Annotated in this window: 11 protein-coding genes; 3 read left to right on the top strand and 8 right to left on the bottom strand. The window is 71.7% G+C overall.

Translation table 11 applies throughout. The features are described from left to right. On the bottom strand, positions 1-199 hold a 199-nt coding region (locus E1264_RS16790), incomplete at its 3' end, for a helix-turn-helix domain-containing protein (protein ID WP_132174473.1). 149 nt (positions 200-348) lie between these two features. Further along, a complete protein-coding gene (gene hsaA, locus E1264_RS16785) occupies positions 349-1,515 on the bottom strand; it encodes a 3-hydroxy-9,10-secoandrosta-1,3,5(10)-triene-9,17-dione monooxygenase oxygenase subunit (RefSeq protein ID WP_132174471.1) in 1,167 nt (388 codons plus the stop codon). A gap of 173 nt (positions 1,516-1,688) precedes the next feature. Between hsaA and E1264_RS16780 the strand changes: the two genes are divergently transcribed. The 3 genes from E1264_RS16780 to E1264_RS16770 all read left to right on the top strand — a co-directional run bounded on the left by E1264_RS16780 (position 1,689) and on the right by E1264_RS16770 (position 4,091). Then, positions 1,689-2,837 (top strand): Rieske 2Fe-2S domain-containing protein, encoded by a 1,149-nt coding sequence (locus E1264_RS16780; RefSeq protein ID WP_132174469.1) that lies wholly within the window; start codon positions 1,689-1,691, stop codon positions 2,835-2,837. Next, complete coding sequence (locus E1264_RS16775; protein ID WP_132174467.1) at positions 2,834-3,073, top strand: ferredoxin; 240 nt, start codon at positions 2,834-2,836, stop codon at positions 3,071-3,073. The genes E1264_RS16780 and E1264_RS16775 overlap by 4 nt, the downstream gene beginning before the upstream one ends. A 106-nt stretch (positions 3,074-3,179) precedes the next feature. Continuing rightward, positions 3,180-4,091 carry an NADP-dependent oxidoreductase gene (locus E1264_RS16770; RefSeq protein WP_132174465.1) on the top strand — a complete coding sequence of 304 codons (912 nt, stop codon included), beginning with the start codon at positions 3,180-3,182 and terminating at the stop codon, positions 4,089-4,091. Here E1264_RS16770 and E1264_RS16765 read toward each other — a convergent pair. The 6 genes from E1264_RS16765 to E1264_RS16740 are packed head-to-tail and all read right to left on the bottom strand — an operon-like array spanning position 4,084 to position 11,303. Further along, positions 4,084-5,574 carry an FAD-dependent oxidoreductase gene (locus tag E1264_RS16765; RefSeq protein ID WP_132174463.1) on the bottom strand — a complete coding sequence of 497 codons (1,491 nt, stop codon included), beginning with the start codon at positions 5,572-5,574 and terminating at the stop codon, positions 4,084-4,086. The two genes, E1264_RS16770 and E1264_RS16765, sit on opposite strands and share 8 nt — an antisense overlap. A gap of 2 nt (positions 5,575-5,576) precedes the next feature. Continuing rightward, positions 5,577-6,491 (bottom strand): VOC family protein, encoded by a 915-nt coding sequence (locus tag E1264_RS16760; RefSeq protein ID WP_132174461.1) that lies wholly within the window; start codon positions 6,489-6,491, stop codon positions 5,577-5,579. A gap of 25 nt (positions 6,492-6,516) precedes the next feature. Then, positions 6,517-7,701, bottom strand: a complete 1,185-nt coding sequence (locus E1264_RS16755) for an acyl-CoA dehydrogenase family protein (protein ID WP_132174459.1) — start codon at positions 7,699-7,701, stop codon at positions 6,517-6,519. Positions 7,702-7,735: 34 nt separating this feature from the next. Continuing rightward, on the bottom strand, positions 7,736-8,758 hold the full coding sequence (locus tag E1264_RS16750) for a ferredoxin--NADP reductase (RefSeq protein ID WP_132174457.1): 1,023 nt from the start codon (positions 8,756-8,758) through the stop codon (positions 7,736-7,738). Continuing rightward, positions 8,755-10,437, bottom strand: coding sequence for an FAD-binding protein (locus E1264_RS16745; protein ID WP_132174455.1), 1,683 nt, complete (start codon positions 10,435-10,437; stop codon positions 8,755-8,757). The genes E1264_RS16750 and E1264_RS16745 overlap by 4 nt, the downstream gene beginning before the upstream one ends. Beyond that, on the bottom strand, positions 10,437-11,303 hold the full coding sequence (locus tag E1264_RS16740) for an alpha/beta fold hydrolase (protein ID WP_132174453.1): 867 nt from the start codon (positions 11,301-11,303) through the stop codon (positions 10,437-10,439). Before E1264_RS16740 ends, E1264_RS16745 begins: the two co-directional genes overlap by 1 nt. Positions 11,304-11,339: the final 36 nt, after the last annotated feature.

Genomic DNA, 11,339 nt, shown 5'->3' with positions numbered 1-11,339 from the left:
GGTGGACCTTCGACGGGAAGTACCGGTACAGGGTCCCGATCGCGACCCCGGCCTCCTTCGCCACCTCGTGCATCTGGACGCGTTCGAGCGACTTCTCCGCCCCGATGCGCGCCGCCGCGCGGAGGATGCGGCGGCGGCGGTCGTGCTGCTCGGGTGAGCTCGGCTCGGCGGACAGCCTCGCCGACGCGATCCTCGCCACGGTCCTCCCCCACGTCCGTTCCGGTGCTGACAAGGAACAATATCCGGGGCCCAGGCTGCCGCCGCGATCACCGATACCGGTCAGTGGGATCGGCCGCCCCGCCCCGGCGGAGGCCGCGTTCACGACCGCCGGGGCGGCTCGGTGAACGGTCAGACGAGGTTGTCTTCCACCTTCAGGCCGAAGACGCCCCGGCCGTACATGGAGAGGGCGTGTTCGACGTCGTTGGCGACGTGGACGCTGCCGGCGTGGGCGTCGCGCCAGGCGCGTTCGATGACGTTGCCGCGGTGCAGGGAGTTGCCGCCCGCCGTCTTGAACAGGATGTCGATCGCCTGGATGGCGCGTTCGGTGCCGCGGACCTGGTCGCGGCGGGCGCGCAGGCGCAGCTCCATCGGGATCTTCTCGCCGCGGGCGGCGTACTCGTGGATCTCGCGGACGTTCCGGTCGGTCTGGAGAATGGCGGCGTCTATCTCGGACGCGGCGCGCGCCACCGCCACCTGCGCGAACTCGTCCTCGACGAAGCGGCCGCCGCCGAGGCTCAGGCGGATCCTGTCCTGCATCCGCGCGACGTAGTGGTCGTGGCAGCCCGCGGCCATGCCGATCACGCTGGCGGCGACCGTGCTGGTGAAGATCGTGCCGAACGGCATCCGGTAGAGGGGGCCGGTGTTGACCTTGCGGCCCGGGTTGCGGAGCTGCGCCTGCTCGAAGTTGCGCATGGCGCGGTGGGACGGCACGATCGCCCGCTCGACGACGATGTCGTCGCTGGCGGTGCCGCGCAGGCCCATCGAGTCCCAGACCTCGCGGATCTCGTAGTCCGTCCGCGGGACCAGGACGGTCATGAAGTCGACGGGGCGGCCCTCGGCGCCGACGACGAGCGCGCCGAGCAGGGCCCAGTCGGCGAACTCGCAGCCGGACGAGAACGACCAGCGGCCCGTCACCTCGAAGCCGCCGTCGACGGGGGTGAGGCGTCCGATCGGGGCGTAGGACGACGCGATGAGCGTGTCCGGGCCGGAGTCCCAGACTTCCTGCTGGGCTTCGTCGGCGAACAGGCCGAGATGCCAGGAGTGGACGCCCAGGACCGCGGCGACCCAGCCGGTCGAGCCGCAGGCGGCGGAGATCGCGCGGATGACCTCGTAGAAGGCGACGGGATCGTCCTCGGCGCCGCCGTAGCGGGTGGGCTGGAGCATCCGGAACACACCCGCGGCGGTCAGGTCGCGGACGGTCTCGGCGGGGATGCGCCCCTTCTCGTCCACGGACCGGGCCCGCTCCGCGATCCCGGGCAGGAGCCCGCGCACGGTCTCCAGAACCTCGTTGCTCATCCCTGCTCCTGCCTTCCCGCCAGCGCCTCTGAAGGACACCATGTCAGGGTGCCGCCCCGGCCCGGAACGTCCCGGCCAGCGGGACTCGCCGGACCGGGCGGCGGCCCGCGACCTACCGTTCAATCACCCCCACCGTTCAATCACCCCATTCTTCGCCGAAGGGATGATCCACAGTGACCGCAACCGAGCCGGACGCCGTCCGCGCCATCGAGGCGGAGGCCATCTCCTCCCGTTTCGCCCGGGGATGGCATTGCTTGGGGATCGCCGAGACGTTCCAGGACGGCAAACCCCATACGGTCAACGCCTTCGGCCAGAAACTCGTCGTCTTCACCGGAGAGGACGGCAAGACCAACGTACTTGACGGCTACTGCCGCCACATGGGCGGCGACCTGTCGCAGGGCACGGTCAAAGGGAACGAGATCGCCTGCCCGTTCCACGACTGGCGGTGGGGCGGCGACGGCCGCTGCAAGAGGATCCCGTACGCGCGGCGCGTGCCGCTGCGGGCGCGGACGGCGGCGTGGCCGACGATGGTCCAGGACAAGCTGCTGTTCGTGTGGAACGACCCGGAGGGGAGCAAGCCCCCGGAGGACGTGACGATCCCCGTCATCGAGGGCGCGAGCCGCGACGACTGGACCGACTGGCGGTGGACGGAGACGATCGTCCACACCAACTGCCGCGAGGTCATCGACAACGTCGTCGACATGGCGCATTTCTTCTACATCCACAACTCGTTCCCGACGTACTTCAAGAACGTCTTCGAGGGGCACGTCGCGACGCAGATCATGAAGGGGAAGAGCCGTCCGGACGCGCGGCCCGCGGGCAAGGGTGAGGGGCCGCAGATGCTGGGGAACAGCTCTGTCGCGTCCTACTACGGGCCCTCCTTCATGATCGACGAGCTGACGTACCACTACGAGGGCTTCGACCTGCGGTCCGTGCTGATCAACTGCCACTACCCGATCGACGAGAACTCGTTCTCGCTGCATTCGGGGATCATCGTCCAGCACAGCGACAAGCTCCCGGCGGACGCGGCGGAGGCGACGGCGGAGAAGCTGTCGACGTTCATCCTGACCGGGTTCGAGCAGGACATCGAGATCTGGCGGAACAAGACCCGCATCGACAACCCGCTGCTGTGCGAGGAGGACGGCCCCGTCTACCAGCTGCGCCGCTGGTACGAGCAGTTCTACGTGGACGTCGCCGACATCAGGCCCGAGATGACGGACCGGTTCGAGTTCGAGATCGACACGACCCGTCCCGTCGAGTCGTGGCAGAAGGAGGTCGAGGAGAACCTCGCGCGGCGCGAGGCCCAGGGGGCCTCGGCGTGACGGCGCGGCAGGACGAGCGGCTGCTGGACGGGCCGCTGCTGCCGGTCCGGTGCCGGCGCTGCGCGGCGGAGGTGCTGGTGCGCAAGGCGAGCTGGGAGCAGACGAGCATCCAGTGGAACGCGGGCGCGCGGGCCGCGTGCGCGGGCCTGTCGGACGACCCGTTCGGCACCTGCCCGGCGCTGCGGTCGGCGATCCAGGAGGCGGCGCTGAACGGCGCGATCACGGTGGCCGGGTGACCGGCCGCTACGGCCCATAGGCCCCTCGTGACCGGTTTGACCTCAAGTTTGGTTGAGGTCATAGCGTCCTTCCCGACCGATCGTGAGGCGATGAGGGAGGGCGATCATGAGGGTTGCCGGGTTCCGCGAGCCGGGCGGGCCGGAGGTGCTGACGATCCTGGACGTGCCCGTGCCGGAGGTCGGGCCGGGACAGGTGCGGGTCCGGGTGCGGGCGGCCGGGGTGCAGCCGTTCGACCTGGCCGTCCGCGAGGGGTGGTCGCCGCCGGGGACGCCGGAGGGCTTCCCGCGCGTGCCGGGCAACGAGTTCGCGGGCGTGGTCGTCCAGGTCGGCGACGGCGTCACCGGGGTCAAGCCAGGCGCTGAGGTGATCGGGAACTGCCGTCTCAACGCCTATGCCGAGTACGTCGTCGTCCCGGCGGAGGTGCTGGTGGCCAAGCCCGCGAGCATGCCGTGGGACGTGGCGGGCGGCTTCCCGGCGGCGGTGATGACGCCGCACATCGCGGTCGAGGAGCTGGCGGTCGGGCCGGGCGACACGCTGCTCGTGCATGCGGCGGCGGGCGCGGTCGGGACGGTCGCCGTCCAGCTCGGCCGCATCGCCGGGGCCACCGTGATCGGCACGGCCGGCGAAGGCAACCACGAGTATCTGCGGTCGCTCGGCGCGATCCCGGTCGCCTACGGGGACGGGCTGGAGGAGCGGGTCAGGGCCGCCGCACCGGACGGGGTCGACGCCGCGCTCGACGGGGCCGGCGGCGACGCCCTGGCCGTCTCGCTCGCGCTCGTCAAGGACAGGGACCGCATCATCACGCTGGTCGAGCACGAGCGGGCGGCGGAGCTCGGCGTCCGGCTCACGCCCGACAAGCGGTCGGCGGCGCGGGTCGCCGAGGCGGCCCGCTTCTACGAGGAGGGACGGCTGAAGATCCACGTGCGCGGCGTGTTCCCGCTGGAGCGGGCGGCGGACGCGCACCGCGAGGTCGCGACCGGGCACGGGCGCGGCAAGGTCGTCCTGACGGTCAGCTGACCTCCCGGGCGGCGGCCCGGCCTGCGCGGCGGCCGAAGAACGTGCCGTCGCCCAGGGACGTGCCGCTGACGTAGCCCTCGCCGTGCATGCCGGACGCGGCGCGGCCCGCCGCGTACAGGCCGGGTACCGGGACGCCCGAATTGTTCAGGACCTCGCCGTCCACGGTGGTGTGCAGGCCGCCGAGCGTGAATCCGGCCGCGCCCGTCGCGGAGCCCGTCCCGCCGCCGCCCGTCCCGCCGGTGCCGAAGAATCCGGCGCGCGGGTCGATGGCCGCGAACGGCGATGTCAGGGGGCGGAGCCATTTCGGGTCTTTGTGGAAATACGGGTCCTCGCCTTTCGCGGCGTGCCGGTTGTAGGTCTCGACCGTCGTTTCCAGGGAGCCGGCGGGCATGCCGAGGGATTCTTCGAGTTCGGCGAGGGTCTCGGTGACGTGTTCGGGGCGGATGCCCCAGCGGTCCGGCTCGGGGACGTCCTCGAACCCCTCCTCGTCGATGATCGTCCAGTAGGGGCCGGGCTGGTGCTTCACGGCGTGGACGCTCCAGTGGCCCGGGTACACGTCCTCGTTGAGGAAGCGGCGGCCGAGACCGTCCACGAGCATGCCGCGGCACACCATCGCGGGCAGGGCGGTGAGCGCGATCTCCACCACCGCCATGCGGCGGGTGGCGGCGCCGATCGCGGTGGCCATCCGGATGCCGGAGCCGTCGTCCAGGCCGTCGCTGACCTTGCCGTGCCCGAGCAGCAGCGGCGCGTGGTCGGCGAGCATCGCGTCGTTGTCCACGAACCCGCCGGTCGTGAGGATCACCGCCGTGCGGGCCCGGTAGGTGACCGTGTCGCCGTATTTGCGGGCGACGATGCCGGTGACGCGTCCGTCGCCGTCCAGGACGAGGTTCGTCGCGAGGGTGTCGGTGTGCGTGACCGCGCCCGCCCCGGTCGCGGCGGCCGACAGCCTCTCCATGAGGATGCCGCCGCCGAACCCGCCCGCCGCCGGACGGTGCCCGCGCGGGACGGGCTTGGCGATCGTGTTGTACGGCCAGGAGTTCTCCCCCAGCCACATCAGGCCGTCCTCGGACATCGGCATCCACGTCGGCGCGTCGTAGAAGGTCGGGTTGAACGGCACGCCGCGCTTCCGGAACCACTCGAAGTGCTCGACGCTCCCGTCGCAGTACAGGCGGAGCTTGGCGGTGTCGGCGTTCGGGCCGAGCGCCGCCTCCAGGTAGGCGTACATGCCGCCGGGGTCGTCGTCGAAGCCGCACGCCTTCTGGATCGCGGTGCCGCCGCCCAGGTACAGCTCGCCGCCGGACTGCGCCGACGTGCCGCCGGGCCCGCTCGCCCGCTCCAGGACGATGACGTCCGCGCCCGCCCGCGCCGCCTCGAACGCCGCCGCCGCGCCCGCGCATCCGAACCCGACGACGAGCACGTCGCATTCGTGGTCGAAGGCTGCGATGTCGCGGGCCGCGAACGGCTCGACGGAACGGCCGTTCACGCTCACTTCCCGGGCGGGACGAACGCGGCCAGCGGTTCCGAGCCCGACCAGTCGTGGCCCCAGTAGCTGTCCTTGGTGATCTCTTCGGCGGTGTAGTACGCCTCGTCCACGAGCATGCCCTCGCAGCCGTACTCGATGTCCCAGCCGCCCGGCGCCCGGACGTAGAACGAGACCATCTTGTCGTTGGTGTGGCGGCCCAGCGTCGAGGAGACGGAGAAGCCCTTCGCGGTGACGGCGTCGAGCGCGATGCCGACCGCGTCGAGGGTGTCGACCTCCACCATCAGGTGGACGAGCCCCGGGTCGCCGTCGTGCGGGGCGGGGCAGATCGCGATGCTGTGGTGCCGCTGGTTGACGCCCATGAACCGGATCCGGACGGGGCCGCCGCCGACCTTCATCGCGCCGCGCGGCAGGAACCCGAGCACCTCGGTGTAGAACGTCACGGTCTCGGCGAAGTTCGGGGTGGGCAGGACGACGTGGCCCATGCCCATGGCGCCGGTGACGAATTTCTGCGCGAAGCCGGTGCGCAGGGGGCTGTGGTCGAGGACGGGCCCGAAGAACACCTCGACGGGGGTTCCGCCGGGGTCGGTGAACGCGATGACCTCTTCGGCGTCGCGCTCGGCCGCCTCCTTCGGGGTCAGCGCCGTCACCGCCGTCCCGGCCTTCTCGACGGCCTCCCGGACGGCGGCCAGCGCGTACTGGTCGCGGACCTCCCAGCCCACGGCCAGCACCCTGTCGCCGTCGCCGGGCAGCACGGCGAGGCGGGCGCGGCGCTCGTCCATGCGCAGGTAGAGGCCGTCCGGGTCGGGGCCGCTTCCCTCGGCGAACCCGAGCCCGTCGAGGGCGAACTCGCGCCAGCGCTCGATGTGGCGGGTCTGGACCTTCAGGTAGCCCAGCCCTCGGATCTGCGTCGTCGCCATCGTCACTCCCTTCGTCGTGTTCGGGTCAGATCATCGAGCGCATGGGGCCTTGGGGCGGCTCGATGTCCAGGTCGGTGAGGGCGGACACGTGGTAGACGGCGCCGGGGACGTGGATCGCGTGGGCGAGGCCGACGTGCGCGTCCCGCCAGAACCGCTGGATCGGGTTGTCGCTGCGCATCGCGTTCCCGCCCGACCGGACGACGATCTCGTTCATCGCCCGCACCGCCCGCCATGCGGCGCGGACCTGCGTGCGGCGGCCCGCGGCGCGCTCGGCGAACGTCGGCTCGTGGCCCGCGGCGACCTGGTCGTAGACGCGCGAGCAGTTGTCGAGCAGCGCGGTCCGGGACGCCTTGATCTCCTCGGCGGCCTCGCTGATCGCGTACAGCACGTACGGGTCGTCCTTGATCTTCGTGCCGGTGATCTGGACGCGTCCGCGCTGGTAGGCGAGGTGGTGGTGCAGCGCGCCCTCCGCGATCCCGATGACGGCGGAGGTGATCCCGAGCGGGAACACGCACGAGAACGGCATCAGGTAGGACGGGTTGGCCAGCCCCGCGTCGCGGGCCGCGGAGCCGTCCACGACCTTGGTGTATTCGAGCGTCCGGTAGGCGGGGACGAACGCGTCCCTGACGATGACGTCCTTGCTGCCGGTGCCCTTCAGGCCCGCGACGTCCCACGAGTCCTCGACGATCTCGTAGTCGGAGCGCGGCAGGATCAGGTGCAGGGAGCGGGGCGGCTGCGCGACCTTGCCGTCCGCGTCGCCGAGCATCCCGCCGAGGAAGATCCAGTCGCAGTGGTCGGTGCCGGACGAGAACTGCCAGCGGCCGCTGAACACGTAGCCGCCGTCCACCGGGCGGGCCACGCCCATCGGGGCGTACGGGGAGGCGATCCACACGTCCGGGTCGCCGGACCAGACCTCCTCGCGCACCTTGGGGTCCGCGTACGCCATCTCCCACGGGTGGACGCCGACGATCCCGGCGACCCAGCCGGTGGAGCCGTCCAGCGCGGAGATGCCCATCACGGTCTCGGCGAACTCGCGCGGGTGCGCCTCCAGGCCGCCGTGCGCCTCCGGTTGCAGCAGCCGGATGGCGCCGGTCTCGCGGAGCGCCCGCGCGGCCTTGTCGTCCAGCCTGCCGAGGGCCTCGTTGACGGGGCCGAGCTCGCGGATCTGCTCCGCCCTCTCCATGATCGCGTCGAGCACGCGGTTCGCCATCGCCTCTCCCGTGTCCGTTCCCGTGTCCGTCTCGTCAGCCGTCGTAGGTGATCTTCAGCCGGTCGGTGACCGGCCTCGCCTGGCAGGCGAGGATGAGGCCGTCCGCGAGGTCCTGCTCGTCGAGGACCGCGTTGGCGTCCAGGGTGACCGCGCCCTCCAGCGCCACGCAGGCGCAGGCCGAGCAGTTCCCCTCCCGGCAGGAGAACGGGGCGTCCACCCCGGCGCGCAGCAGGGCGTCGAGGAGCCGTTCGGACTTCGGCCAGGGCACCGTCCGCGTCTCGCCGTCCATCTCGACCTCGATCTCACCGGCCTCGCCGGCCTCGCCGCCGGGGGCGTCGACGGCCTCGGGTTCCTCGAAGGGGTCGTTCTCCAGGGAGAAGAAGCGCTCGACGTGCACGCGCATGCCGAGGCCGGTGAACGTGCCGGTGACCAGGTCCATGAAGACCTCGGGGCCGCAGACGAACGCCTGCCGGCCCGCGTAGGGGCGGGCCAGGGACCGGACGGCGGCGGGCGTCGGCAGGCCCTGCACCGACTCCAGCAGGTGGACGACCGTCAGCCGGTCGGGATGCTCCTCGGTGAGGGCCCTCAGCTCGTCGGCGAAGATGACGGATCGTTCGTCGCGGTTGGCGTAGAGGAGGGCGACCTTGCCCGTTCCGCCCACCAGGCACGACTTCAGGATCGACATGATCGGGGTGATGCCGCTGCCGCCCGCGACGAGGAGGAGGTCGTCGTCCAGCGAGGACGGCGTGAACGTCCCGGCCGGGCGCAGCACCTCCAGCACGTCGCCCGCCGTGACGTTGTCGCAGATCCAGTTGGACCCGAGACCGCCGTCCACCCGCTTCACCGTCACCTTCAGCCGGTCGTCGGTGAGCGGCGAGCTGCACAGCGAGTAGCAGCGCGCTGCCCAGCCGTCCTCGGCCGGGACCCGGACGGTGAGGAACTGCCCGGGACGGTAGGAGAACCGGTCCCGGTCGCCCTCGGCGGGTTCGAGGACGAGCGAGCGCGCGTCCGCCGTCTCGTGGACGACGTCGACCACCCGCGCCTTCAGTCCCGTCATCGCCGCTCCGCCGCCGGTGGGGCCGCGGCGGCGTGGCGGGCGGCGATGTAGCCGAACACGATGGACGGGCCGATCGTCGCGCCCGGTCCCGCGTACTCGTTGCCCATCACCGACGCCGACGCGTTGCCCGTCACGTACAGGCCCTCGATGACCGTGCCGTCCTCGCGCAGGACGCGGGCGTGCTCGTCCGACACGAGGCCGCCCTTGGTGCCGAGGTCGCCGACCTCCAGCCGGAACGCGTAGTACGGCGCGGTGTCGAGGACGTCCAGGTTCGGGTTCTTCAGGTTCGGGTCGCCGTAGTAGCGGTCGTGGGCGGAGTCGCCGCGGCCGAAGTCGGCGTCCTTGCCCGCGCGGGCGTACCCGTTGAACATCCGGACGGTCTCGATCAGCCCGGCCGCGGGGACGCCGATCCTGCCCGCCAGCTCGGCGAGGGAGTCCGCCCTGACCGCGATGCCCTCGTCGTAGAACGCCTTCGGGATCGGGGCGCCGGGCAGGATCTGCGCGAACGGGTAGCGGGCGCGGGCCTTGGCGTCCATCACGAACCAGGCGGGGACGTGGCCGCCCGCGAGCTGGTCGTGGACGAAGTTGACGTACGGGGCCGCCTCGTTGGTGAAGCGCGTCCCGTCCTGCGACACGATGACCTGCCGGGGGATGGCGCGCTCGGACACCAGCGGGATCGTCGCCCCGGCCGGGTGCCGGACGGCGGGCATCCACCAGGCGTCGTCCATCAGGTCCAGCGCGGCGCCGAGGCTCGCGCCCGCGCGGATGCCGTCGCCGGTGTTCTCGCGGGCGCCCATCGCGAAGTCCTCCTGGCCGCCCTTGGGGAGGTACTTGTCGCGCATTTCCTGGTTGTGGTCGAAGCCGCCCGTCGCGAGGAGGACGCCCTTGCGGGCCCCGATGCGTATCGGGCTGCCGTCGCGTCCGGTGGCGACGATCCCGGTGACGCGGCCCGACGCCTCGTCGGTGACGAGTTCGGTCATGGCCGTCTTCAGCCAGAGCGGGATGCCGGCGTCCTTCAGGGCCATCCGCATCCGGGCGACGAGCGCACGGCCGCCGGTCGCCATGTGGCGGCGGCGGATCACGTTGGACGACACGCGCCACGCCGCGACCAGCGAGGCCCGCCGTCCCGCCCACGTGCGCTTCGCCATCGCGAGGTCGTGGTAGTCCTTGGCGGTGATCCAGAGGCCGAGCGGGCCCTTCATGCTGTTCGGCCGCTGGTGCCTCTCGTCCTCGCCGAGCTTGCGGGTGTCGAACGGCTTGGCCTCGATGGACCGGCCCAGCGGACGGCCGCCCTCCAGCTCCGGGTGGTAGTCGGCGTAGCCCTTCGTCCAGAAGAACCGCATCCACCGGCTCTTGCAGATCAGCTCCATCGCCGCCGGGCCGTTGTCGACGAACGCGTCGAGCCGGGCGGCCGGGACACGTCCCTCGGTGAGGAGGTCCAGGTAGCGGCGGATCGACTCGCGGCTGTCGTCGTGGCCGCGCGCCTTCAGCACCGGGTTGTTCGGGATCCAGATCCCGCCGCCGGAGATGCCGGTCGAGCCGCCGAACTTCGAGCCCTTCTCGACGACCAGCACGCTCATCCCGGCGTCGTGGGCGGTCAGCGCGGCCGTCATCCCGCCGCCTCCGCTGCCGACGACGACCAGGTCGTACTCGTGGTCCCACGCGGGCATCGCGGCCATCAGTCGTCCTTCATGGTCAAGAACGCGAGGACGGCGCTCTCCCAGGCGGACTTCTGCTCGATCATCACCCAGTGCCCGCAGTTGGGGAAGATGGTGACCTGGACGTCGGGGATCGTCCGCATCGGCACGAGCGCCATGTCGACGGGGCTGACACGGTCGTCCCGGCCCCACGTGATCAGCGTCTTGGCCCTGAGCCTGTGGAGCATCGCCCAGTACGGCGGCTCGTCCGATCGCGCCATCGCCTTCGCGCGCGCCGCCATCGCCTTCGACCCGTACATGCGGCGGGCGGCGGCGAGCGTGCCGGGGTCGGTGGCCTGCCGCCAGCGCTCCTCGATCATCTCCTCGGTGACGAGGCGCGGGTCGTACACCATGGAGTGCAGCCACCGGATGAGGCGCTCGCGGGTCGGGTCGTCGGTGAACTCCATCAGCAGCCTGATGCCCTCGCCGGGCCCGGGGCTGAAGACGTTCCGTCCGATGCCGCCGATCGTGACGAGGCGCCGCACCCGGTCCGGGTGGCCCAGCGCGACCTGCGTGCCGACGATGCCGCCCATCGAGTTGCCGATCACGTCGACCTGGGCGAGGTTCAGGCCGTCCAGGAACCGGACGGCGGCGGCCCCGGCGGCGAGCATCGGGTGCTCGTCGGTCGGGTCGCTGACGCCGAAGCCGGGGAACTCCAGGACCAGGCACCGGAAGTGCTCGGCGAACCGCGCGAGGTTGCCGCGGAAGTTCCGCCACCCGGTGACGCCCGGGCCCGAGCCGTGCAGCATCAGCAGCGGCGGGCCCTCGCCGGCCTCGTGGTAGCGCAGGACGCCCTGATCGGTGGCGAGCTCGCGCAGTGTCGACTCGTAGGTCAACTCCGTGGGCATGATCTCTCAGTCCTCCGAGGGTGGCTTGCCCGGAAC

It is taken from the genome of Actinomadura sp. KC216, assembly GCF_004348535.1.
In the GTDB taxonomy this organism is placed as follows: domain Bacteria; phylum Actinomycetota; class Actinomycetes; order Streptosporangiales; family Streptosporangiaceae; genus Spirillospora.
This window is presented reverse-complemented; position numbering and strand designations above follow the sequence as displayed.